General features: G+C 42.9%; 17 protein-coding genes and 2 tRNA genes. 14 read left to right on the top strand and 5 right to left on the bottom strand.

Going from position 1 to position 24,519, the window contains the following annotated elements; all coding sequences use genetic code 11:
- Positions 1–166: 166 nt before the first annotated feature.
- The gene (prpF, locus tag ACVBIO_RS13955) at positions 167–1,414 is read left to right on the top strand and encodes a 2-methylaconitate cis-trans isomerase PrpF (RefSeq protein WP_447172845.1); all 1,248 of its coding nucleotides are present in this window, start codon (positions 167–169) and stop codon (positions 1,412–1,414) included.
- Between the two features lie 203 nt (positions 1,415–1,617).
- On the opposite strand, the gene ACVBIO_RS13950 is transcribed toward prpF, so the two are convergent.
- On the bottom strand, positions 1,618–2,274 hold the full coding sequence (locus tag ACVBIO_RS13950; protein WP_447172844.1) for a hypothetical protein: 657 nt from the start codon (positions 2,272–2,274) through the stop codon (positions 1,618–1,620).
- 443 nt (positions 2,275–2,717) lie between these two features.
- Here ACVBIO_RS13950 and ACVBIO_RS13945 point away from each other — a divergent pair, with 443 nt between their 5' ends.
- From ACVBIO_RS13945 to ACVBIO_RS13935, 3 genes are all read left to right on the top strand, one after another.
- Entirely contained in the window at positions 2,718–3,020 is a 303-nt protein-coding gene (locus tag ACVBIO_RS13945) for a YkgJ family cysteine cluster protein (RefSeq protein ID WP_447161923.1), read from the top strand.
- Positions 3,021–3,890: 870 nt separating this feature from the next.
- On the top strand, positions 3,891–4,724 hold the full coding sequence (locus ACVBIO_RS13940; RefSeq protein ID WP_447172843.1) for a class I SAM-dependent methyltransferase: 834 nt from the start codon (positions 3,891–3,893) through the stop codon (positions 4,722–4,724).
- Positions 4,721–5,818: an HNH endonuclease gene (locus ACVBIO_RS13935; RefSeq protein ID WP_447172842.1), complete on the top strand. Its 1,098-nt coding sequence runs from the start codon at positions 4,721–4,723 to the stop codon at positions 5,816–5,818. The genes ACVBIO_RS13940 and ACVBIO_RS13935 overlap by 4 nt, the downstream gene beginning before the upstream one ends.
- A 1,027-nt stretch (positions 5,819–6,845) precedes the next feature.
- Here the strand turns inward: ACVBIO_RS13935 and ACVBIO_RS13930 are convergent.
- Complete coding sequence (locus ACVBIO_RS13930; protein ID WP_447172841.1) at positions 6,846–8,516, bottom strand: glutathione synthase; 1,671 nt, start codon at positions 8,514–8,516, stop codon at positions 6,846–6,848.
- Between the two features lie 763 nt (positions 8,517–9,279).
- On the opposite strand from ACVBIO_RS13930, the gene ACVBIO_RS13925 reads away from it, so the two are divergent.
- Positions 9,280–9,831, top strand: a complete 552-nt coding sequence (locus tag ACVBIO_RS13925; protein WP_447161916.1) for a DUF1090 family protein — start codon at positions 9,280–9,282, stop codon at positions 9,829–9,831.
- Positions 9,832–10,003: 172 nt separating this feature from the next.
- Here the strand turns inward: ACVBIO_RS13925 and ACVBIO_RS13920 are convergent, their stop codons facing one another.
- Positions 10,004–11,086, bottom strand: coding sequence for an AI-2E family transporter (locus ACVBIO_RS13920; protein ID WP_447172840.1), 1,083 nt, complete (start codon positions 11,084–11,086; stop codon positions 10,004–10,006).
- Positions 11,087–11,368: 282 nt separating this feature from the next.
- On the opposite strand from ACVBIO_RS13920, the gene ACVBIO_RS13915 reads away from it, so the two are divergent.
- Both ACVBIO_RS13915 and ftsZ read left to right on the top strand, forming a co-directional pair.
- Complete coding sequence (locus ACVBIO_RS13915; protein WP_447161914.1) at positions 11,369–12,397, top strand: helix-turn-helix transcriptional regulator; 1,029 nt, start codon at positions 11,369–11,371, stop codon at positions 12,395–12,397.
- Between the two features lie 42 nt (positions 12,398–12,439).
- Positions 12,440–13,639 carry a cell division protein FtsZ gene (gene ftsZ / locus ACVBIO_RS13910; protein ID WP_447172839.1) on the top strand — a complete coding sequence of 400 codons (1,200 nt, stop codon included), beginning with the start codon at positions 12,440–12,442 and terminating at the stop codon, positions 13,637–13,639.
- A 147-nt stretch (positions 13,640–13,786) separates the two neighbouring features.
- Here the strand turns inward: ftsZ and ACVBIO_RS13905 are convergent, their stop codons facing one another.
- Positions 13,787–14,128: a hypothetical protein gene (locus ACVBIO_RS13905; protein ID WP_447161912.1), complete on the bottom strand. Its 342-nt coding sequence runs from the start codon at positions 14,126–14,128 to the stop codon at positions 13,787–13,789.
- Positions 14,129–14,493: 365 nt separating this feature from the next.
- Between ACVBIO_RS13905 and ACVBIO_RS13900 the strand changes: the two genes are divergently transcribed.
- From ACVBIO_RS13900 to ACVBIO_RS13890, 3 genes are all read left to right on the top strand, one after another.
- Positions 14,494–17,505: a UvrD-helicase domain-containing protein gene (locus tag ACVBIO_RS13900; protein ID WP_447172838.1), complete on the top strand. Its 3,012-nt coding sequence runs from the start codon at positions 14,494–14,496 to the stop codon at positions 17,503–17,505.
- Positions 17,506–17,772: 267 nt separating this feature from the next.
- The gene (locus ACVBIO_RS13895) at positions 17,773–18,630 is read left to right on the top strand and encodes a phospholipase A (RefSeq protein ID WP_447172837.1); all 858 of its coding nucleotides are present in this window, start codon (positions 17,773–17,775) and stop codon (positions 18,628–18,630) included.
- 345 nt (positions 18,631–18,975) lie between these two features.
- Positions 18,976–19,629 (top strand): CatB-related O-acetyltransferase, encoded by a 654-nt coding sequence (locus ACVBIO_RS13890; protein WP_447172836.1) that lies wholly within the window; start codon positions 18,976–18,978, stop codon positions 19,627–19,629.
- 217 nt (positions 19,630–19,846) lie between these two features.
- Here ACVBIO_RS13890 and ACVBIO_RS13885 read toward each other — a convergent pair whose 3' ends face one another.
- On the bottom strand, positions 19,847–21,457 hold the full coding sequence (locus tag ACVBIO_RS13885) for an ABC-F family ATPase (protein WP_447161908.1): 1,611 nt from the start codon (positions 21,455–21,457) through the stop codon (positions 19,847–19,849).
- Positions 21,458–21,797: 340 nt separating this feature from the next.
- Here ACVBIO_RS13885 and ACVBIO_RS13880 point away from each other — a divergent pair, with 340 nt between their 5' ends.
- The 4 genes from ACVBIO_RS13880 (at position 21,798) to ACVBIO_RS13865 (ending at position 24,517) form a co-directional block, all read left to right on the top strand.
- Positions 21,798–22,295 carry a VF530 family protein gene (locus tag ACVBIO_RS13880; protein ID WP_447161907.1) on the top strand — a complete coding sequence of 166 codons (498 nt, stop codon included), beginning with the start codon at positions 21,798–21,800 and terminating at the stop codon, positions 22,293–22,295.
- Positions 22,296–22,766: 471 nt separating this feature from the next.
- Positions 22,767–23,978, top strand: a complete 1,212-nt coding sequence (locus tag ACVBIO_RS13875; RefSeq protein ID WP_447164409.1) for an MFS transporter — start codon at positions 22,767–22,769, stop codon at positions 23,976–23,978.
- A 374-nt stretch (positions 23,979–24,352) separates the two neighbouring features.
- Positions 24,353–24,429: transfer RNA gene (locus ACVBIO_RS13870), tRNA-Met, on the top strand.
- Positions 24,430–24,443: 14 nt separating this feature from the next.
- Positions 24,444–24,517 (top strand) — tRNA-Val (locus ACVBIO_RS13865).
- Positions 24,518–24,519 lie beyond the last annotated feature (2 nt).

Here is a 24,519-nt window from a genome sequence, read left to right as displayed (position 1 = left end):
AGCTCATCTACTCAGCAATATCGTCGACTAAATTTAACGCTTTCTACTTTGGCCATGCTAGTTAGTGCGGGACCGAATGAAAGCATGTCTCAAAAGAGTCATGGCTGATTTCGGACTCGTTTGTTAGTGAAATAACCAGCTATCAAGCATTCAAACGGTAAAACACATGACCACATCAACTGAATCAAAACCAAGCAAAGCATTTGCCCCGCAAATTAAAGTCGCAGCCACCTACATGCGTGGCGGTACCAGCAAAGGGGTATTTTTTAACTTAACAGACTTACCTAAAGAAGCGCAGGTCGCAGGCGCTGCCCGTGATGCATTGCTACTTAGAGTGATAGGCAGCCCCGATCCTTACGGCAAACAAACCGACGGCATGGGCGGTGCAACGTCAAGCACTAGCAAAACCGTTATCCTTGCCAAGAGCGAACGCGAAGATCACGATGTCGATTACCTATTTGGTCAAGTCGCTATCGACCGTCCTTTTGTCGACTGGAGTGGTAACTGCGGTAATTTAACTGCTGCAGTGGGGTCATTTGCCATCAGTAATGAGCTTGTTGATAGAAGCCGAATACCAGAAAATGGCATTGCCGTTGTGCGAATTTGGCAAAAAAACATCGGTAAAACCATCATAGCCCATGTACCCATCACCCACGGAAAAGTGCAAGAGACTGGTGATTTTGAACTTGATGGTGTCACGTTCCCCGCAGCTGAGGTCCAAGTTGAGTTTATCGACCCCGCCGATGGCGACGGCGCAATGTTCCCAACCGGCAACTTAATCGACAACTTAATGGTGCCAACTGATGTGGTACCAAGTGGTGTTTTGCAAGCCACTATGATCAACGCGGGGATCCCGACGGTATTTATCAATGCTGCTGAACTGGGTTACACAGGTGCCGAGCTACAAGATGCGATTAACGGTGACGACACAGTATTAGCCATGTTTGAAACCATACGTGCCCATGGCGCAGTGCAGATGGGGCTGATTAACCACATAGATGAAGCGGCGAGTCGACAGCATACGCCTAAGGTCGCCATTGTTGCTGACCCTATCGATTACACCTCATCAAGTGGTAAAGCCATTTCAAAAGAGGTGATAGATTTAAACGTACGCGCACTGTCTATGGGCAAACTGCATCACGCCATGATGGGCACCGCTGCCGTCGCTATAGGCACTGCAGCCGCGATTCCCGGTACGTTAGTGAGTATTGCCGCAGGTGAGGGGAAGCGCGTTGCAATAGCTGCTAGAGTCAATAAAGGCTTTGTCACCTTTGGGCATCCTTCAGGCACACTTAAAGTGGGCGCACAGGCGAGCCTGATTGATGGACAATGGAAAGTTAACAAAGCCGTCATGAGCCGCAGCGCGCGCGTACTGATGGAAGGATGGGTAAGGGTGCCGGGAGATACCTTTTAACGTTGAGATTGAGATTGAGGTTGTGATTGATTTTGAATTTAAGGTTGAGGATGGATTTCATGAGTGGATCTCTGAAATGTCTATCTCAGATTCAAGCAAAGGCGTCGGGCTCAATTGAAAGTTTCTGATTGAAAGCCATGATTAAAGCAATGATTAAAAGCCATCATTCGAGTCTTCTCAATGATGGCTTTTGTATATTAAGCTCACTTTGCCGCAACCTCAGCATTGGTGTCACCCATATAGAACGTGGTGTTAAAAGGATTTTTAAATACAAAATGCCTATCGGTTATCCAAGTAAATTCGCTAATAAAGTAAAGGTAGTAACCGGTTGAACTTTCGTCAGCAGGCTTGGCATTCTCTGACATTGTTACCCATTGGTTATCTACCTTTTTTTGTATAAATGAACTTGGCTCTTGTCCATTGTAGTAGCCAGAAAGTCTGTACTTACCATCCGGAGAGTAAATTCGTAGTTCTGGTGTTTCATCAATGTAACGACCATCGACCATAGATATTACCGTGTCAGATTCATGGCCACATGTAAAATACAGGCTCTGCTCTTGAGGGTAGTACGCATTGAATAAGCATTCATCATCGAAATGCTCAAGTTTAATAATACGCTCTGCGTTGCTATTTTTTATCTCTAAATAACCGTCTAGCACTAAGCGACCAGAAAGAGAGGCCATTAATTGTTTTTGGTCAGTAATTTTTTCAATCGTGGTTTGTGGGTAAGGCTTACGTTTGGTCATTTCATTATGATACGCCTCTTCTGAGATGGTCATAATGTTGACTGTTAGCTCGTTGGCAAAGCTTGTAGAAATACTCGCGATAAACAGCGAGGTGACTGCGATAATAGCCTTCATTTATTAGGTTCTAATCAATAACGTTAATATTATCAGTCGATTATGTCATAAGTGATACAAGTGTCTATCGGATTAACTAACGGTATCTAAAAATGAGATGCATGACTACGTTTAAGCGTAGCGACCTGATTTCATGTTGTAACCTGTTGAGCTCATATTAAAAGCTAAGCTGACACTCGATATGAGTGCTAGCTCATAGCGATAAAACAACAATAGACAAGTCCCACTGACGGTACAAAGTCAGTAGTATTTTGTACACAGCTGGTTATTGAAAATTTGATTGCGGTTTAAGACTATTGCTATATAAAACAACTCACACCAAGCAAAGTAATCTTAAATAAGGCCGTTAGTAGAGCGGTTATAAGAACGAGAAAGAGCAAATAAGTCGTGAAAACTGCAGTTTTAGCGTATCCTAGCAGCCATTAAATTTAATACTGCTGTTTATGAACATTGACGTAAAAGATATATCCGATCCCGTGATTAACACCGAGATCACCTGCTCAAATTGCCAAGCGTGTTGCTGCCGTTTAGAAGTCATGATAGTGACCGATACTGGCGTACCAGATGAGCATATCAGTGTCGACGAATATGGCGCCGAAACCATGTTACGCCTTGATGACGGTTGGTGCTCTGCAGTTGATAGAGACACCTTAATGTGCACTATCTACGAAAACCGCCCATGGATCTGCCGACTGTTTGAAATGGGATCGTACGAGTGCATCAGTGAACGTAAAGACCAAGTCTGAGCTAATACATATTAGCGACTAGGCTTAAGCATTAACATTTAGCAGTAACCTTCAGCAATAACATTTTTCCTGGTCATTTGCATAAAACTCATTTAGAACGAGTGAATGGTTATGCCAGCTAATGTAAACCCAGATAACTAATGCAAACCAACATAACTAGTTTATAATCAGATACTTAAGAGTATGTGTTTGATCTTGGATAATTGAAGCCCAAATGTTTGAGTTCAGATGTTTGAGCTTAGATAATTGGAGCTTAGATAATTGGAGCTTAGATGTTTGAGTTCTGCCAATGATAGTGGCCATCGCAACAATACAAAATACGCGACGGCCATTGCTGACTAGTTAATAAACGATGACGGCACTTTCTTGGCCGTTTTTGCGGCTTTCTTCTCTTTAGCAGTTAAAAGCGGTTTCTTTTTAACGTTCTTTTTACTGTCTTGTCCTTTACTCATGATACTTACCACCTAATGTAAAGTAATGAACCTAAAGTTGTCTTTTCATCAACTAAAGGCTTTTTGTTTCTCAAAATAGCTTTGTATAGCGTAAAACTCTTAAGTAACTACTCCAGTATGTTCCTATTACAGAGCAATAGATAGCGATACATTCCCCGCCAAAAATTCCGACTCTCTAGCGTTAAATCACGGCTTGATATCACACCTCAATAATTTCGTGAGTTTGATCAAACTAAATAGATATAAAGTCATGAACCGATTATTCTTTTTGCTAACGTAATGTGCTAATTTGATTGCAGTAATTATCCGTGCAATGAATCTTGAACCTTTCTAGATTAACCTCGATTCGTACCAAGATTGATTCAGAAGTGATGACCTAACAAACGAGCTTAAGCGAGTAACACAAGGGAATGTGCTAGTGATCTCAGAGCAAAAACAACGCAACACAACTAACTTCTATAACATGCATGCGGCTAAACTTGCTGAGCAGTATGACTCTAAAACCTTTAAAGAAGTCCATGCTAGTTGGTTTCATCACTTAGCCGATATCTTTATGTCTCACGCAAAATCCAGTCAATCGCCGTTACAAGCCTCATTAAGTGAGCAAGCCTGCTTAACTCATATGAGAGGTAATGTAAGAGTTAATGTGTTAGATATTGGCGCGGGCTCAGGCCGAGATGTTAAATACTTCGCAGAGCAGGCATCCGAGCAGCAAGCCATAACTGTGTATGCTGTCGAGCCCGCACATGAACTGGCTGCAATAGGCCAAAAACTTACTCAAAGCCTTAACGTCACGTGGTTACAGGATTCATTACCAGAGCTTAACGCGCTCGCCACATTAGATGCGTTAGCTAAAACGGATGCGCTAGTTACAACGGGACTGCGATTTAAGCTGATCCTACTGAGTGCCGTATGGATGCACATCCCTGCATCAGAGCGTTCACAATCCTTGAATCGATTAACACAACTACTAGAACCTACAGGCAAGCTGATAATCACACTACGCCATGGCCCAAGTGGCGATGAGCGAGAGATGCATCAAGTGAGTATTGCAGAGCTTGCAACAATGAGCGCTAAAGTGGGGCTGACAATAATCGATAGTGTAACTGCAGAACAAGACAAGTTAGGACGAGCCGAGGTGCATTGGGAAACCGTTGTTTTACAAAGGTCGACTATCACCAAGGAGCCCCCAACAGGCGAGGTTGTTCCACTAAGTGATAATGCTAACGCCTTATTAGGTGAAAATGTATGAGATTAGATTTTGCACCTCAAGTGGATGCTCAACTGCAAGTTGATTTCATCACCTATTTACAGCGTTTATTGGTGGAAGGCGATTTTGTCGCTACATACAAATTTGCACTGCTACACGCACTTGCTGATATCTGTATAGAGCGACCACTACACAGTGATGTGACAGCAAACCTGCACGATACATTAGACAGCGTTATTACCATCGATGAGTTAGTAGTGAAGTTCATCGAGCTATATTGGCAACACTCGCTGCCTTATCACGGCGTTGATAATAACCCCTTTATTCTTTTACAAAATTCCGGCGAACAATCTGCATTGGTCAGAGATTTAGCGGCATTTCGTCAGCAAGGCATACGCACGCTTAATCAGCTAAAACAACATGCTGGCTGGAACAAACTGGTGAGTAAAACCCGCAATACATTTAAACAAGGGCCGCTTTGGCGTTTACAGCTTCTTGCGGGTAAAGAGGAATGCTTTTACTACAGCCATGATAAGTCTCAAAAGTATATTGTACTTAAACCAGGTATCGCCTTTTGTTTTAGACGTTTTTACGACCTTGTGGTATCGCTTTCAAGAACTCACTGGACACAAAAGGTCAGCGCCTTTCTTGCAAACTATGCGGTACTGGGTGGTAAAGGCAACTTGTCAGAGTTTTTATTTGGTAGCGACCGGAGCTCGATTATTAGTGCAAGACCCGTATTTGAACAGATCCAGCAAGGGAAGTGCTTCTACTGTAATAAGCCGCTAAAAGAGAGCGAACATAACAAGGCCGAGGTCGATCATTTTATCCCGTGGGCGAGATACCCCAACGATCTAGGGCATAATTTTGTACTAGCGCATCGCAGTTGCAACAATGCCAAACGCGACCACCTAGCAGCGCAAGAACACAAAGATCGCTGGCATGAACAAAACATCATTCAAAATGAAAAACTGATCACAACAGAACTCAGCAACTACTTTGTGTGTGAAAGTGGCCGCTCAGAGGCGATTGCCGCATGGGCTTATCAGTTAGCGCTGCAAAGTGAATCATCTTTGTGGCTGGCGGGTAAGCAATTTGAAGCTGCGATTAATGATGACAAGGTTCAGCTGACTTAGTTGGGTTTAGAGGTCGATGAAAGTTGGCGAAGAACATAGGGATAATTCACGTGAAGCGGTTAGCTTTAGCATGTTAATGCCCCAAAACATGTTTACCTTCAAGTGAAGGCTGATTACATTTTTTGGGTAGTTGCTACGGGGAAGCGAGTTCTCAATTGTCGCTTTAGAGTTATCAATCGCCTGCAGCGGGCGCATGTGCAGACACTGCCGTGACACGCAACAAGTCCATCCTTGGAAGCTCGGCCATGACGTCCATGTCATGGACGGTCACGGCCGTATCTACACCGGATAATTGGTGTATTTATTAGGCCGTAGTGGTTTGCTATCTAGCTTGAAAATGCCCCAAAAACAGTGTTTACCTAAGGTATAAATTTAACGTTAGCATCATTTTTACAAAGCACGAATCTCACCACGAAGCGCTTCGCTTTCACGGAGGTCACGGAGAAGATCGTAGAGCAAAAGATTAAAATGTTTGATGACGAGCCTTTTACTGTTGCTTTTGTTCTAGCTGTTGCTTTTCTTCGTGTAGCGTAGCGCTCCGTGTCCCAATAACATCCGTGTTTAACGGCCAGTTCGCTATCCCTAGCTCTCGCTTATTAGCACATGGCTTCGCCATATTCGCCGTGGTGAATAGCTTATGTCCAGAAATGAGTTTGTAACATCTGAGGCAGCTAATTCAGATAGATGAATAATCAGATGTCGATGCGGCTGTGGGCTTAGGTTTCAAGGATGAAACCGCAGAGCGGCCAAGGACGGCTTTATAGCGTCCCACAGAAGTAGTGACATGTGAGCTTACTACGAGCTGTTGCCTTTCTTCGTGGCCTCTGTGTCCCAATAACATCTGTGTTTAACGGCCAGTTCGCTATCCCTAGCTCTCGCTTAGTTGCACATGGCTTCGCCATATTCGCCGTGGTAAATGGCTATTGTTCATTAATTAGTTAGAACTCCTTACTTCAAGAAAATAGCCAATTTGTGTTGGCTATTTTCTTTTATCACTATCTCTATTTTCAATCGCTAATCACTAAACTCAGTCACTAAAAACCAGCGAATCTAATACTCCCATGCCGCTGTGCACGCCGCCTTCTGTGGTGCGGGCTGATTTACTTCTGATCAAGTAACCTGCGTAGGCTTTTTTGTCGGTCGCTTGTTCGTTTAAGATTTTCTCGTCTAAATTTTTAGTGGCTACTATTTCAACGTCTACTTTTTCAACAGATAATTTTTTTACATCAATCGCTGCAGCGCCGTCGATATGAACGGTGAACATGCCTATTTCGCTGATTAAGTCATCGACTTGATGTAACTCACCTTTGCGAACGGTTAACGCGGTTGTGGGTCTTGCTGTTGGGTGCAATCTTCGCATAAGTGACCAGGCTTGATATTCGCTGGGGCTGAGTTCCATCAGCTTTGGCTGTATATCATCACTAAATATGCAGTGGCCGCCACCTTCGCCTTGGTTTTTAAGTACCCAATCATCAACGCTGCTTTGAGATATTAAGGCTGTGCTGTCTTTGGTGACGGGGCGCATTTCGCCAAGTAAGCCTTTAACAGTTTTGGCCTCATCTAGGGTTAAACCAAATTGGGTGAGGGCATCGGGCGCCATAGATGACAGTAACATCTGTACCCGTTTGCTGCTGGCAAGCTGTTGGCTTACGGTGGCGTTTACGGCTACTCGGTGTTTTTCGATAAAAATTCGAGTTTGCATTAATGCTTCGCAGCATACGCGGCTGATGATGTCATTGGCATGATAATCACTATACTGATAGCCCGCGCGCAGATATACAGTATCGATGGGGCCGACACCTTCTAATAACAATCTGTGATTTTTACCGGTTGAGAGTTTGTCGTGCAATTCGCGAAAAGTATGTCTGACCGTTCTAATCCCTTTAGCTTGTAGTGCATCTTCAAGCAGATGTTGGTCGTACACGTTGTCTTCGTTTTCTTGTACCACCATCAAAAATACCGGCGGGGTATTTTCAATGCTATCGATAACGTTATCGTTAACGCTATTTGTAAACTCGTGTTTAATCTTAAACGTCGCGTTGGCAATACCTTGAGATAAGCGTTCTATGGCCTGGTTTGCGACAAGTTCAGTGCCTTGATGGCTTGACCACTGCTTAAATTCATCTGGCCATTGCTGTTGTAGGTATTTATGTAATTCATGGACTCTTTGACCAAATGGTCCCATACCTGCGGCGATGCCGTTGAACTCAATGAGCTTAGGCCCTAAAGCGGCATCATCCATAAAGTCGCTGCGCATAATTAATAGCGGCAATCGTTTAGCGCTGCTTTCATTGGTACTTATTTCATTAGCGCTATTTCCACTAGCAGCGTCGCTGTGCTTGTCGGCATTATTTGAATCACGATTTTTAGAACGGCTATGGCAACAGTTATTAGCGTTATCGGGGTCATGGATTGCATCATGCATCTCGAGTAAGGCTTTAAAGAAAGGCTCGCCTGAGGTGATTGGCGCGATAGCATGACTTAAAAATTGATGATCTTCTGATGCGAAGTGGACTAACTTACCTAGCAGGTTGACCGAAGCGACTAAGTGTTGAAAACGTTCACGGCTAATGGCGGTTGGCGTAAAGCTAAATGCGGTGTGAGACGCTGAATAAGGCGTAGTTTTAATTACCATGCCATGGGTTATCGCCCATTCTATAGCGTCTTGTGAAGCTTGTTTGGTCGTGTTGTTAATCATGTTTGCCACCCGTAAGGTTTTTGATTTTAGCTGTGAGTACGCCGAATTTAGACATTCGTGCGTGCATTTACTTTGGCACGTTAAGCTGTGGTGTGTATTTTAAATTGCTGCAGTGATGATCAGTTTATAAAGAACAGTTTAAAAGAACAGTTTAAAATTTGCATACAGCGATAGATAAATCAATACATACACAAATAGATAAACATGGGCACATAAGGGTAGAGCATCAAGGCATACACTGACGTCATGCAGGCGTACTACACAGGTGCAATATCGCCGTTATAAATTATCTACCTCATACACAGGTGAAATAGGTTAGCGCAGTACACTAGAGCATTACCCTAGAACAGTACTCTGGCGTGGTACATTGGCGCAATACTCAAACCTGTACATCCGCGATATAAGTTTACTCTGTAGGTGTTTTCGTAGGTGTTTTAGCTCTGACTTTTATTTTAATATATATTTCGACCTATATCGAAATGTAGGTTTGTGGTGTTAACTTGTCAAACTAAATTTCGATAAACGTGGAATTGATTGTAATCAGTAAAGTGCTTTGTTTCGGTTGATACTTTTGTCAGAGAGAGTAAGTTAATGATACACAGCAGTTTGTATTATCATTTGGCATTTTTATCTGCACAATCATCTGCTATTTGGCTGTAAATCAGCTGTTATGTTTAACTCTTGGCTCAAGTTTTTAGCGCTGTTTAACAAGAAGTTTTCGCTACTAAATGGACGTTTGGTAATGCAGTGTCTATAAAACAGTATGAGTAATTTTTTTTATTACAAACCAAGTTGTCGATATCGTACTAGGGAAATTTTTATGAAAAACAAAACATCTAGTTTATTTTTAGGTTTTACAATGAGTTGTAGCGTACTAACCTTTGGTCTAGCCTCTGCTCAAGCAGCCCCAGCTGAGAACTGTGCTAATTTGGTAGGTTGTGCTGAGAGAAGTTGTAAGATAGAAGCCTTAATTGTGAATGCAAAAGCTAAAGGCTACGACAAAATGGTGGCTCAGTTGCAGTCTTCGCTTGAGCTTGTTAAAGCGAATTGTACTGATAAAGGCCTTAAGAGTGATTTACACACAGAAATTGCAGCAGTGCAATTGCAACTTGAAAGCTATCAGGATGAATTAAAAGCCGCAAAAGCGGCAAATAAGCTCGAGCTATCTTATAAGTATGCGCAAAAAGTCCTAGCTGAAAAATACAAGTTAGCGCAGCTCAAGCAAGAGCTAGCAAGAATGAGCAACACAGAAGTAACGAAAGAAGTAACTGATCAGGCTACAGAAGATGCTAATCAAATAATTGAAGCTTTTTAAACTTAAGCCTTTAAAATCTGAGCGTCTAAAGCTTAAGCTGCCCTGTAAAAATATGCCCCTTAATACAAGGGGTATATTTTTACAGGGCAGTGTTAAGATAAAGGCCTGCTTCAACTCCCATCCTAAATAATCTACCTAAAGAAAGCTGTAGACTACAGCTTACCTTGCGGATTTATTCTTTATCTTGTTGATCGATAAAGTCCTTAAACTCAATCTCATATAAGCGGGCTAACACTAAGGTTACTGCAAAGATGATTGGGCCATAGACTAAGCCAATTAGACCAAACAGCTGTAAACCACCGAGCAGTGAGAAAAATAGCAGTAGGGTGCTCATCCCTGTATTACCTTGCATAAGCCAGGGTCTGAGAAAGTTATCAATTGAGCCAATCACCACTACACCCCAAACAATCAAAAATAGCGCCCATTGCCAGTCACCGGTGATGAATAAATAAATCGAGGCTGGCAGCCAGATCATCGCGGTGCCCACAAACGGAATAAAGGACGCAAATGCCATCATGGTGCCCCAAAATAACCCCGAGAACCCGGCTAATGCCATTGCGATGCCGCCTAACGCGCCCTGGGCTAACGCTGTAAGAAATGCACCTAACACGGCTGACTTGGCGACCACACCGACTTCATTGAAGATTAGCTCTTCTTGCGAGCGAGATAATGGAATGATGCGGCGGGTATTTTTGATGATTTTTTCTTGATCTCGCAAAAAGAAAAATAATACGAATAACATCAAGCCAAAGTCTAAAACGGTATCTGCTATATCGCCGGCAATGCCGGTACTGGCACTTAACAAGCTACTACTTAGTTGGGTCACTTTTCCTGCTGCTTGTTGCACGAGCTCATCAATTTTAATGGTGTCAAATGGCAGCCACTTATTTAATAAGGCCATTGCGCCCTGAATAGAGGGGTGAGAAAGAAAGCTTTTGGCTCCTCCTTCAGTCAGCCACTGATAGGCATTACTCATAAAGTTAATGCCCTCGTTCATTATCGCCATTGCCACAAACAGTAATGGCAGCAATACCATCACTGTGACCAATGTACATGAAAACACTGAAGCCAGATTGGGCCGGTTAGGCATACGTTGCTGAATGCGTGCGTGAAGAGGGAGAAATAATATCGAGACAATAAACCCCAGTACGATGGCGCCTAAATATGGCTCGACCAGTAAATAGCAAACATAGAAGGCAATTGCTAACGCAAATAGTAATGCCAAGTGGTGCGGTTTGAGTTTAAGGCTACTCATCAAAAAAGCTCCCAAATAAAAGCAAGGTAGAGGGTTAAAGATTGATTATGGGCTACAGCAGCATTTAGTCAACGCTAACAATGGCTTCTGTTACTCTGCATGTTTGCTGAACTCGACGGTTGTGTTTCGTGACACTGCAGCCTTGTAACGGCTGTGTGCTACTGATTTGCATCGAGTTTATGGGTGACTTTTACTGATTTGGATATAAAATCATATTCCTGCGTCATAACTTGTCGTAGCTGTGTATTAAGCTAAACCCACTGCAAATTTTGAGAACATTTGATGCAAACCAATATTCCACGCCAGCTTGCAATGCTTGAGCAAATACCCCGCCAACCAAGACGGATCTCGGCCATTGCTTTGACTGAAAAACTTAACGATCGCGACTATGACGTTGGCATACGAACGGTGCAGCGAGAGCTAAAAGCGATGCACGATATGGGGCTGTTTGGTTTAGTGCTTGATGATAGGTGTAAGCCTTTTGGCTGGTCTATTGCCGCCTGCTGGCGTGGTCTTAACTTAACCTTGATGGATCAGCATATGGCTTTGGCGTTTCATACGTTAAAGCATAGCGCTAAGCAATTGTTACCGCCGCAAAGTGTAAAGCAGCTGACGCCCTATTTTGAGCGTGCTGATCAGGTGTTGGGGGACGATCCTGATAACCCCTGGCTTTACTGGGCTTGTCGAGTCGCGCAGTTACCTGAGCCTTTGCCTATCTCTTACGCCGAACACGATCCCAAGTCACTTGAGATAGTGCAAGAAGCGCTCTTGAGTAAACGCCAAATAGCCTGTGAAATTCAGCGATTTATTAAAGGTAAAAGCTATTGGATTGACTACCGACCGATTAATGCTGAAGGAATAAAAATATCGGGGGGCGTGATTATGCTGGCCTTTACGGTAGGCACGTCTCACACAAAGCGTTATGCAAAACCCATTAATTTGCTGCGAAATATTCGTTTACTTGAAAGTACCTCTATTACCCGTGATGATTTTGATATTGCGCTGACTGGCGAGGCGAGTAAAACCACGCCGATTAACATTGAGCTGCTTCTCTCGCCGTCTGCAAACCTTATTCAACGTAATGCGCGTTTGAGTGATGATCAATGTATTGAGCGTTTAGAAAATGGCTATTACCGCCTTAGTGCCAGCGTGGATGATACGCCCAAATTACGCGAATTTTTATGGGGAATGGCCGACAGTGTTGAGGTGATATCACCACCTAAACTTCGCGCTCACTTCACCCGTTTAATTAATAAAGTAAACATGCGATATCAAAACGCTACGACGGAGTCTGTCGCAGCCGCAGGTTAATCTCTTTGGCACTTGTTAAGGTCAATACCAAGGATATGTCCTATGTTCGATATGATTACTCAAAATAGCCAACCCCCTCGCATAGCGGTATTTGGCGTAGGTGGCTGTGGCTGTAATACCATAAACCAACTCAGTCAGGCATCTTTAGGTGACAACGTGCAACTGATTGCGGTGAATACCGACGCACAATCTTTGGCAATATCGGATTGCAGTACGCGTCTGCAGATAGGCCTTGAGGCGACTAAAGGGCTGGGCGCTGGTGCTAGGCCTGAAAGAGGCCATGAAGCGGCTAAGGAGTCACAAGCGCAGCTAAGGGAGCATATTGAACTGGCTGACATTATTTTTATTACTGGAGGCATGGGCGGGGGCACTGGGACTGGGGCGATTCCGTTTATGGCCTCTGTTGCCACAGAGCTCAATAAACCTTTGGTGGCGGTCGTGACCACACCTTTTAGTTTTGAAGGGCATCAACGAGGACAGCTTGCTAAAACGGGCGTAGATCAGTTGATGCAGCATGCCAATGCGGTCATTGTGTTGCCGAACGATAAATTAATACAAACCCTTGATAAAAACGTGAGTATTACTAACGCTTTTTATCAAAGTAATCGCATTCTTCAAGATGTATTGCAGGGGCTCACCACCACCATTAGTCAGTCGGGTTTAATTAATATCGATCTTAATGACTTTATCGAGGTCATAAGCCATCCCGGTCGCGCCGCGATGGGAGTGGCTAAACAAATGCCAGGCGAAGATCTTCAGCTTACAATCAGTAAGGCGTTAAAAAATCCACTACTAGAAGATATCGCACTTTCTCGGGCAAAAGGTGCCATTGTTAGCGTTATGGCTACCGAGAATATTGAGCTTAATCAATACAACAGTATTGGCGAAACCCTGCTGCAGCAGCTCGATCCTGGTGCCTTAGTCATTATTGGCTTAACCATAGTGCCAGAACTTGAATGTGAACTAGAGTTGATGGTAATTGCAACGGGAATGCAGGAGGCTAGCGGTTTGCTAGAAGCTCACGAGACACATGAGATAGAAAAAACGGAAGAGATAGAAGAAATAGAAGAGTTACCGCAGAAGAAGGTGAACCCACAGCCACATAAAGATCGTTTTGCCTCATCTGAACTACTGAATCTACATGATTTTTTAAAAGAGAAGTCGGCTCGAACAAACCATTATGATCACCTTGCATCAGAACTTGAGATCCCAACCTATACCCGCAACAGAAAACTAAGCTAGCTTAAGTTGAGTTAAGTTAAGTTAAGTTAAGTTGAGTTAGGTTATCTGTTTATCGTCAGCAACAAGGCTTAAACAAGATAACCCCTTGCGGGGTTATCAATTTCGGTAAGCTGAGGTGGTAAGTTTTAACTGCTTAGCAAAGTCGCATTAATCTACTTTTACGAAATCACTTTCACGAGCAAATTTAATGGCGTCGTCACATAATACGACTTGTTGTGCTTGATTAGCACTTTGAAATCTAGTCATGTAAGCATCTAATGCCTGGCTAGTTTCTTTAGACATGATCATCTCTTCAATGCCTGCATTTCTATGAGCCATCATAGACTGACCAACAATAGTGCCTTCAATTTGCATATCATGTTCAGCGTAAAACGATGTGCAAATCATCAGACTTGCCATGCCAAGAGCAGTATCTTTGTCTAGGTTTTCTGCACTAGCAGTACCTGCGAATAAACAACTTAGAAGACCTGCAATTAGTACTTTTTTCATTACGGTAACCCTTTTTATCATTCCAATATTAGATAAGTTATCTAGATGATATTACATAGCATTTCTATTGATTTTGGGCTGCTATGCACTTGTTATTGAGGCTATCATGCAGTTATCGCTAGATATGTGATACCGCGCTTAATATGCGGGTTTCGATTCGTTTTTGCGTGGTTTATCACGCTTGAAATGCCTTTTTTACATGTAAAAAAAACTAAAAACGCCAATGCTATCTAGCCTGTTGATTTTATGTACTATCCATTGAGTTCTGCCAGAGGATGTTTTTATGCCGCAGAAACAATTACTGCTATTTGCGCTAGGCATTAGTTGATAATATGCCGCGGTATTTTGTGGTTTCGAGGTAGTCAATGCAGCTTAGGCGACATTCTGTTCAGTTTGGTTTATTGCAGGGGCTCTTTTTCTGTAATAGCGCGCATTTGTGCGATCAAGGTTTAACGATTAACGGTACGCTTTATTCGTATCCTGAGATAGATAAAACGGTGGAGGTAAAGCGAGGCTGGTTTACTCAAACATTGGTTTGGGGCGACAAGCACTTTAATTTTTTCCACTTGGTTAATTGCAAACCTTTGTTTAGATTAGCGCTTAATAACCGCCTTGAGTTTTGCCGCACGTCTCTTAAGCTAAGCTTCGATAACGTGCTGGTGGACATTGCCGCTTTTGATCGCGCTTTTGGCCAGCATCAGCGATTCTTACGCGACTCTGACAAAAAACGTCTACAGCACCAATTTCAACACTCACGAGAGGCTTTTGATCTGGTTGAGTATTTTACCACGCTAGGGTTTGAGGTGAGTCAACTCAATTGCCGTCTGGCAAAGTTTATCAAGCAACCCGATATCTTTACCGCAAAATATAATCAATGGTGGCAAACTAAACAGTTGCAAGCCCATGGGCCGTTATTTGACACACTTGAAGCGCACCCGTTAACTCAGTTGCAGCGCCAAGCTTGTGTGATTGATGAAAACAACACCTTAGTGATAGCGGGCGCGGGGACAGGCAAAACCAGTACGCTGGCGGCTAAGGCGGCTTATTTAGTGAGTCAAGGTTTGGCTCGGCCTGAAGAAATATTAATGTTGGCCTACGGCAAAGACGCCAGAGTAGAGCTTGAACAACGTGTGAGCAGTATTGCAGCGCTTTGTGAGCCTAGTGCTGTAAAGATCAGTACTTTTCATGCCTTGGGTAAAGAGATCATTCAGCATGACTTAAATCGCTCGACACTTGATCAAGTACAGGTGTCTGTTCTTGCTAGCGATGAAAAGCAATTCACCCAATTTATTGATCAGCAGATTGACGAGATAGTGACCGATCCACACATGGCCGATCCAGTAGCCAATTACTTTGGCCGCTATCTTTACCCGCAAGTTAACGAACTCGCATTTAAGTCTGACGGACAATATCGAGCTTATCTTAAAAATAATGAAATCAGAGCACTGTCGGGCGATCTGGTTAAAAGCTTTCAAGAGCTCGCTATCTGTAATTACCTTTATATCCACGGCATTAAATTTGAGTATGAGCCAAAGTACTGCGTGCCTGTAACAGAGCCGGGTAGGTGTGTTTATCAGCCTGACTTTTATATTCCTCAGCTCGATGCCTACTTAGAGCATTTTGGCATTGATAAACAGGGCAATACTCGCCTAGATATCGACAAAGTCGCCTATAACCAAAGCAGGGAGTGGAAGATTGCGCTGCACCAACAGCACAATACCTGTTTGTTGCAAACGTTTAGTTGGCAGGCCGATATTGGCGAGCTAGAAAAAAGCTTAGAAGCGCAATTGTGCGAGCGCTGTGAACAACTCGGCCTGAGTCAAAGTGAGGTGTTTAAACCTATCGCTCCAAATGTACTGTTTGCTCAGGTTAAAGCCTTAGGCATATATCGAAATGTGAGTCGCTTGATGGCAAGCTTTGTCAGCTTGTTTAAGTCATCAGGGATGACTGTTTCTAAACTTGAAGCTTTGAAACTGCCAAAAGCTGACACGAAACAATCAACCCATTATAACCAGGTGAGATGGAAGGCGTTTTTGCATCTATTCAACTGGGTGATTACGCGTTATGACGCGCACCTCACTGCCAATAACACCTTAGATTTCTCAGATATGATCGCCAAGGCGTTAAAAGTGGCTCGATGTAGCGATTTTCATCAGCAAACCGCTGAACGTTTCCGCTACAAGTACATCATGGTGGATGAGTTTCAAGATATCTCGCTTGAACGCGCCAATCTCGTTAAAGCGTTAAGGGATGCAAGTCCTGGTTGTGCACTTTTTTGTGTGGGTGATGACTGGCAGGCTATCTATCGTTTTACCGGCAGCGATCTCAGTTTAACCACAGAATTTGAACGCACATTTGGTACCACTCAAACGATTACCTTAGATAAAACCTTTAGATTTAATAATCAGATTGAAAAGGTGGCATCACGGTTTATTCAGGCAAATCCCGTTCAGTTGAAGAAGCAACTTAGCACCCATAGCCAGAGCGATAATCCTGAGGTTTGTTTACTGGTTAATGATAAACAGACAGCCTTAGAGCAAGCTTTTGCAAGCATCACTGAAGCAACAAGTAATAATCATGCAAGTGTGATGCTGATTGGCCGCTTTAAAAGCTCACTAAAAGCGTTAAGTCGCTGGCAAAAACAATATCCTCAGCTTTCCATTTCAGCTATGTCTGCCCACGCTTCAAAAGGTAAGCAGGCTGATTTTGTTATTGTGCTGGATGTGAATGACGATAAATATGGCTTCCCATGTAAAATTGATAACGATCCGATTTTAGAAACCTTGTTACCAACACTCGATAGCTATAAAAACACCGAGGAGCGGCGACTGTTTTACGTTGCGTTATCACGCGCTAAGCAAACGGTTTTTGTGCAAGCTGAGCTGGGTAAAGAGTCGACATTTGTTAGGGAACTTCGTGCTTTTGGCGAGGATGTGCGCTGCTATTTAAGCGATTTAGCGCCTATGTATACCGACTCCTTGTGTTGCCCACAGTGTGGTGAGGGTAAACTTATCCCAAGAGAAGGGCGCTTTGGCCTGTTTTATACTTGCTCGCTGGGTAAAGAGTATTGTGACACTAAGATAGAGGCATGCTCTGTGTGCAACTGTGGCCCAATGCTGCGTAATGACACTCACCATTTTTGTGGCTCAGCAGGCTGCAACCATCAACTTCAAGTCTGCCCAGAATGCCTTTCAGGCAAGCTTATAGTACGTAGCAATAGTAAAAACGGTCAGTCATTTTTAGCCTGCAGTGGCCATAGAAAAGGTGATAAAAATAGTTGTCAGTACACCTGCAATGCAGCAACCCCCTTAAACAGCCATGTTGCAGCAGATGTAACGACTCGCGCTGTCGATAAAGTTCAGCAAGATCTGGCTTAATATGGGGCATCACTTGCCAAAACTGTAATTTGTTCAGTTAAAGTGCTAATTTTTCTTCTGAAAAAGTACATCTTGCATAGAATTTGCTACATTGAATGACATAGCTAAAAAGCTGTGCCTTAGCCTTTGGTTTATAAAGCACAAAACCCGAGGAAAGATTTAAAATTAAAATAAATTCAATATATTGGATATTGAGGCGAACTTTTGGCAAATAAGTCGTGATATTGTTGATGAAGATCGCCGTTATTTAATAGGGAGATAAATAACTTGAAGCATAAAACTAATATTAAAACCAATGTCATTTTGCTTGCAAGCTTACTGGTCGCAAGTTCACTCCAGGCAAAAGAGCAGACGACTATTAGCAACGATATCACCGGCGTAGCGGGGGTAATGCCCCAAGAAGACCTGTATAAGCTGACGATATTTGATAATAATTTTGTCTTACCTGTTTATCAAACTCAAGCGGCAAATCAAGCTTACTATGCTCCACAAAACCCAAATAAAGAAGATATCAGCAACACCAATGTCCAGTTTCAGTTCAGTTTAAAATACGGTTTAGCCAATAATATATTGACTGATAATGACGGTCTTTATATCGCTTATAGCCAGATTTCTAACTGGCAAGCTTATGACAAGTCGGCTTATTTTAGAGACTCACAATACCAGCCTCAGGTATTTTGGTTTTGGCAGCACTCTGATGAAAGTGATCTGTGGCAAAGCACTAGCGTTGGTTTTGAGCACCAATCAAATGGTAAAGGTGGCGTGTATGAAAGAAGCTGGAATCGCGTTTACTTAGAGTTTTCACTAGCGTTGAGTGATATTGAGCTTAGCATCAAACCTTGGATTAGAACTGACTTTTCTAATACTGACTATAACCCTGATATTGAAGACTATATGGGTTATGGTTCGGTCAAAGGTGACTGGTACTTTGGCGAACACCAAATTAGTTTGACCTTACGTAACCTGGTAGAAAGTGGCTTTTCTAAAGGTTATGAGGAGCTCAGTTGGCGTTTTCCAATCTATAAGGGGCTAAAAGGTTACTTAAAGCTGCAAAGCGGTTATGGCATTACCATTTCAGATTATAACCATTTTGATAACGCTGTCGGTATTGGTATCGCGTTTTAAGTGAATAATGATGTCATGGTCAAATAGCGGTAGGCTTGTTGCCGCTTAATTTGGCTGGTTACTCACCAGTATGTGCGTGCTGGTGAGCTAACTTTTCTATTTATTCTGCTGATTATTCTTTCTGACGAATAGTGCTAACTAAAATTGCTGATATTATTTCTGATTAATGTTGCAGACTAATGTGAGTCATGCCTTCTGAGAAAAGGCGGAGATCTAGTATTCGGTCATTGTTGTTAGGGGCTTTAGGTGCAGTATTTGCTTTACCTAATCGTTAATAATTAATAGCAAATAGCATAAGACAGAGCCAAACCAAACCAATCTTTCTACATTTTACTAGGCCTAAAAATGAACGAGTTTACCAGCTGGCTAGAATCTAAAAGGCTTAAAGAGCAAGTCGTTAACCCCAATATTGAAGTTGGGGAATATTCTTATTATTCAGGTTTTTATCATGGTAAGTCTTTTGAAGATCAAGCTGTGCGCTATCTGCTCGGTGATGGCTCGACCATAGATGTATGGGAAGCGGGAGTCTTTGGCGAAGTCGATAAGTTAATTATTGGAAAATTTTGCTCAATCGCTTCTGGAGCATGTTTTATGCTTGCTGGTAATCAGGGCCACAGACTCGATTGGATCTCGACTTATCCCTTCTCGCGTGATGAGTTTGGTGAAGGGGTGTGCACCGGCTTTGAGCGTGCGGGTAATACGGTGATCGGCAATGATGTTTGGATTGGCTCAGAGGCGATGATCATGCCTGGGGTTACCATTGGTGACGGCGCAGTGATTGGCGCTCGAGCGGTGATCAGTAAAGATGTCGCGCGTTATAGTGTGGTGGTTGGTAATAACAAGTTAGTAAAGTTGCGTTTTACGAGTGACTCGATAGATAAGTTATTAACGTTGAAATGGTGGGATTGGCCGCTAGCAAAGCTTAAAGGCGCAATGCCAATTTTATGCAGTGGTGATATTGACGCTTTATATCAATATCATTTGGAACAATCATCTTAATTAATTTTATGTAATCACTTAAGCGCTTATTCACTTATTCACTTATTCAGTGAGTTATTTATTTAAACCATCACTATTTCAAACTATCAATTATTCAAGCGTTCACTTAAGCAATCAACATAAATCACGCATATTAAAATGGCGCTAACGTTTAGTTTAGCGCCATTTTAATATGCAGTTTACGGCAACATTATTGCAGCCGTTAACCCCGATCCGCTTAAGCGTTTTTCTTGGCTTCTTGCTCAGCTTGACTCGCCATGTACTCATTAAAAGTACCTTGGAAGTTTATAAGCTTCTTATCTTTTACATCTATGATGCGAGTCGCTAAAGATGATACAAACTCACGATCGTGGCTCACAAAAATAAGCGTGCCTTGGTAGTCTTTAAGCGCATTGTTCAACGCTTCAATCGCTTCCATGTCCATGTGGTTCGTAGGTTCGTCCATGACAAGTACGTTGATATCCATCATCATTAACTTACCGAATAATAGACGGTTTTTCTCACCACCAGAGCAGTTGCGTGCCTTTTTGTTGATATCGTCTTCAGTAAATAGCAAACGGCCTAGCATGCCACGTACCATTAGGTCGTTATGCTTTGGTAAGCGCCACTGCGACATCCAGTCAAATAGAGTTAGGTCATTATCGAAATCTTTGCTGCTGTCTTGCGGGCAATAACCGATAGAGGCATTTTCAGACCATTTGATTACGCCCTGGTTGTTTTGCAGCTCATTAACCAAACAACGTAAGAAAGTAGACTTACCGACACCGTTTTCACCGATAACCGCAAGCTTAGCGCCAGCTTCTAGGATCAGCTCGCCAGCTTGAAATAGCATTTCGCCATCAAAGCCATGGCCAACATCTTCTAGGATGAGCGCTTGACGATGCATTTTCTTGCCTTCATCAAAACGCAGCGATGGTGTCATACGGCTAGACGATTTGACTTCATCAAGGCTGATTTTATCAAGCTTCTTTGCACGAGAACTTGCTTGTTTGGCTTTAGATGCGTTTGCACCAAAACGGTTAACGAAGTCTTGCAGCTCGGTCATTTCAGCGCTTTTCTTAGCGTTACCCGCTAATAATTGCTCCTGGATCAACGAAGAAGCTTCTAAGAAGTACTCGTAGTTACCTGGGTAAACACGTAGCTCGCCGTAATCGATATCGGCCATGTGCGTACAAACAGTGTTTAAGAAGTGTCTGTCGTGCGAGATGATGATCATGGTGCACTTACGCTTATTCAGCTCTTCAGCCAACCAGTTAATGGTGTGAATATCCAAGTTGTTGGTTGGTTCGTCAAGAAGCAAGATATCTGGATTTGAGAACAGTGCTTGTGCCAAAAGTACACGTAGCTTCTTACCTGGAGCGACCTGGCTCATCAAGCCAAAGTGGAACTCTTCATCAATGCCTGCTTCAAGTAGAATTTCGCCCGCGCGACTTTCTGCACTGTAGCCGTCCATTTCAGCAAACTCACTTTCAAGTTCACCCACTTTCATGCCATCTTCTTCAGTCATGTCTGGTAGTGAATAGATGCGCTCGCGTTCTTGCTTAATTTCCCACAGCTTAGCATCGCCTTGAATAACAGCATCGATAACACTGTATTGTTCGAATGCAAATTGGTTCTGGCTCAAGGTACCTACTTTTTGGCCCGGAGTAATTGAGACGTTACCTGAGGTTGGCGCAAGCTCGCCACTTAGGATCTTCATGAAGGTGGATTTACCACAACCATTTGCGCCAATTAAGCCGTAGCGATTGCCGTTACCGAACTTAGCGGAAATGTTTTCGAATAATGGCTCTGGGCCAAACTGCATCGTGATGTTTGCGGTAGAAATCAAAAGAGTATCCTGAGTGATTAATAAAACGTGAAAGCCAAAGACGTAAACAGGTTACGGAGAGTAAACCTGCTATAGAGGCAAAACAGCCGCGGATTATACAGAGGTAGGTGCTTAGATGTCGAGCAATCATGCAAGCTAAGGCCTGATATTTATCTTGTTTGAGCTTGCTTTAATGAATAAATGCCAGCGCAGAACGATTTGATTGGGTGATAAAGGCTTTTTGTTGTTATTATTAAGGCATTGTTTTGACCAGCGCTATGATTGGTCTGCACTTCTGATTAAATGATTATCATTTTATCGGTGCGTGCACTTTATATTACCTGCGATATTTGGACGTCCCATGATTGAACATCAACAGAATAACCCGCTTCACGGCCTAAAGCTTGAAACCATGCTTACAGAACTTGTGAAGTTTTACGATTATAAAGTGTTGTACGCAGCACTTAAATTGGCATGCTTTAATTTGAATCCGAATATGGAGTCGTGCGTTAAGTTTTTGAAAAAGACCGAATGGGCGAGGGAACGTGTAGAAGCTTTTTACCTATACCGTTTTAAGCGCATGCCAAAAGGCAACGAAGCGCAAATGGAGTTAAAACCACGGGAACGTGGTTTCGCTGATGGTATTGTGCCGCGCAAACCTGAAAAGTTAACCGTGGAACTTGTTGCAGAGATGCGTGCAAAGGCTATGGAAAACTATAAGGAAATGAAGAAAAACGGTCCAAGTCCACGTTACGGTAAAGATAAGCCGAGAGCAAAAGATGCTTACTCGCAAAACCGTAGTAGTGACAAAAAGCGTCCATCAGCGTCTCAAGACCCAACTAACCCTTGGGGTAAGTAACGTACAGTAATTTATTGGCGTAATTATCACTTTTAGTTGAAAGGGGAGTTTCTTAAGGAAACTCCCCTTTTTTATAGTGTATCGATTTTAAATTTAAGCATCTGCTAGGGTTTGCTTATAGAGCTCTGCGGCTTTATCTTGACTTTGTAGATTGCATAGGTGTGCTACAAGCATCGTTCATTTGTCTGGTTATGCGTTTTATGCATAGTGTTGTTTATCTTTATTCATTTGCCTCATGAAAGACAAATAAGTAGCATGCGCTTCCTTTTTGTCTAAGCCGTGTTGATCCATGCGTTCACAATCGTTAATTGCGCAACTTATGCGTTTGTCTGCCACATTAGTTTGTACCCTTATTTTAATTAATTACTGCCAACCTCTACTTGATGCATTTAGTCTTAATGCAACAGACGTTGGTTGTCATCAAATGCCACAGAATGCTGATGGGCAACCTACTAAGCAGGTTGTGCAACCATGAGCATATTTAGATTTCCTGCTTTAGTTTGGTTAGGTATTGGGATCCTGATAATCAGTTTGGGTATTCGTCAGTCCTTTGGGATCTTCATGACGCCAATATCAATGAGCTTTGAGGCTGGCCGTGAGTTTTTTAGTTTTGCGATTGCATTGCAAAACTTGCTTTTTGGCATGTTCCAACCTTTTGTTGGGATGGCGGCAGATCGGTTTGGTTCTAAAAAGATCATTATGTGTGGTGCACTCACATATGGTTTGGGCTTATTACTGACCTCAATGTCAACCAGCAGCGAAATGTTCTACTTCTCTATCAGTATGCTAATTGGTTTAGGTTTAAGTGCCACGAGTTATGTTGTGGTACTAGGCGCTGTCGCAAAAGTGGTGCCGGCTGAGCATACGGCGAAAGCGTTTGGCTTAACAACGGCTGCAGGTTCATTTGGTATGTTTGCGGTGATCCCTGGAGCCCAAAGCCTACTTACTCACTTTGATTGGCAAACGGCTTTACAGGTATTTGCCTTGCTGTGTTGCGTGATGTTGGCTTTTGCTTCTTTTATGAAAACAGCAAGAAGCACTCCAAAAAGTAATGAATTAGCCGATACTCAAACTTTATCTGAGGCGCTCAAGCAGGCTTGTACTAATCGAAACTATTGGTTAATTCACCTGGGATTTTTTGTGTGTGGATTTCACGTGATGTTTATTGCGACCCATCTTCCTAGCTACCTAGCAGATAAACACCTTGATAGCTCAACTGCGGCGCTAGCTTTGGCCTACGTGGGCATATTTAATATCTTCGGCTCTTACTTTTGGGGCGTGATGGGGGATAGGTTTAGTAAACGCTACGTTATGAGTGCGCTCTACTTTGTGCGTACAGCTGTTATTGCTGCATTTGTGACTTTACCCGTTACCGACAACACTGCCGCTATGTTTGGTGCAGCGATTGGTTTCTGTTGGTTAGGTACTGTGCCTTTAACATCGGGCTTAGTTAGACAGATTTTTGGTGCTCGTTATTTATCGACACTTTATGGCCTAGTGTTTTTTACTCATCAAGTGGGTAGTTTTTTAGGTGCTTGGGTCGGCGGCCGAATATATGATTATTACGGCAGTTATGAACCTATTTGGTGGAGTACCGTAGTTTTAGCGTTTATTGCAGCTTTACTGCATTTACCTATAGATGACAGACCGCTTATACAAAATTCACTAGCCGTGACTCGTTAAGCGCCTTTATTGAGGTTTGCTTTGCTTATGTATAGTGAAGAGCGCAGGCCTAACGTTGAACGCATAAATGGCAAAACGATAGGTAAAACGCATAATATAAGTGACAACCGCAAGCCAAATTGGCCAAAAGCTATAATAGAGAGCAGTCTAATGAATAAATTATCACAAGGTTTAGCCGTAAAAAGGGGCCTTAAACATCCCCCTTTGTAATTGTTTTACTTAAAAATTGGCAAAAGTGCTTAAACGCTACTCGAATTGGGTAGCAAACAACCGCTTGGAAGTTTATTGTGTTTTTTTACTTGCAACAATTACGGTATCGCCATACTATAGCGCTCGTTCCAAGGCAACAGCCAAACGGACAGCAAGAACACAGTCGCGGGATGGAGCAGTTTGGTAGCTCGTCGGGCTCATAACCCGAAGGTCGTTGGTTCAAATCCAGCTCCCGCAACCATTTTCTTGAACAGTACAACCGTAGCTCAGTTGGTTAGAGCACTACCTTGACATGGTAGGGGTCGGTGGTTCGAATCCACTCGGTTGTACC

Source organism: Shewanella sp. 0m-8, assembly GCF_052977265.1.
This window is presented reverse-complemented; position numbering and strand designations above follow the sequence as displayed.

Excerpts from the sequence above, each read along its gene's own strand:
- ACVBIO_RS13920 (WP_447172840.1), bottom strand. The coding sequence starts at position 11,086 with ATGAGTAGCCTTAAACTCAAACCGCACCACTTGGCATTACTATTTGCG.
- ACVBIO_RS13950 (WP_447172844.1), bottom strand. The coding sequence starts at position 2,274 with ATGAAGGCTATTATCGCAGTCACCTCGCTGTTTATCGCGAGTATTTCT.
- ACVBIO_RS13880 (WP_447161907.1), top strand. The coding sequence starts at position 21,798 with ATGATTGAACATCAACAGAATAACCCGCTTCACGGCCTAAAGCTTGAA.
- ACVBIO_RS13890 (WP_447172836.1), top strand. The coding sequence starts at position 18,976 with ATGAACGAGTTTACCAGCTGGCTAGAATCTAAAAGGCTTAAAGAGCAA.
- ACVBIO_RS13905 (WP_447161912.1), bottom strand. The coding sequence starts at position 14,128 with ATGAAAAAAGTACTAATTGCAGGTCTTCTAAGTTGTTTATTCGCAGGT.
- ftsZ (WP_447172839.1), top strand. The coding sequence starts at position 12,440 with ATGTTCGATATGATTACTCAAAATAGCCAACCCCCTCGCATAGCGGTA.
- prpF (WP_447172845.1), top strand. The coding sequence starts at position 167 with ATGACCACATCAACTGAATCAAAACCAAGCAAAGCATTTGCCCCGCAA.
- ACVBIO_RS13930 (WP_447172841.1), bottom strand. The coding sequence starts at position 8,516 with ATGATTAACAACACGACCAAACAAGCTTCACAAGACGCTATAGAATGG.
- ACVBIO_RS13935 (WP_447172842.1), top strand. The coding sequence starts at position 4,721 with ATGAGATTAGATTTTGCACCTCAAGTGGATGCTCAACTGCAAGTTGAT.
- ACVBIO_RS13875 (WP_447164409.1), top strand. The coding sequence starts at position 22,767 with ATGAGCATATTTAGATTTCCTGCTTTAGTTTGGTTAGGTATTGGGATC.
- ACVBIO_RS13900 (WP_447172838.1), top strand. The coding sequence starts at position 14,494 with ATGCAGCTTAGGCGACATTCTGTTCAGTTTGGTTTATTGCAGGGGCTC.
- ACVBIO_RS13915 (WP_447161914.1), top strand. The coding sequence starts at position 11,369 with ATGCAAACCAATATTCCACGCCAGCTTGCAATGCTTGAGCAAATACCC.
- ACVBIO_RS13945 (WP_447161923.1), top strand. The coding sequence starts at position 2,718 with ATGAACATTGACGTAAAAGATATATCCGATCCCGTGATTAACACCGAG.
- ACVBIO_RS13925 (WP_447161916.1), top strand. The coding sequence starts at position 9,280 with ATGAGTAATTTTTTTTATTACAAACCAAGTTGTCGATATCGTACTAGG.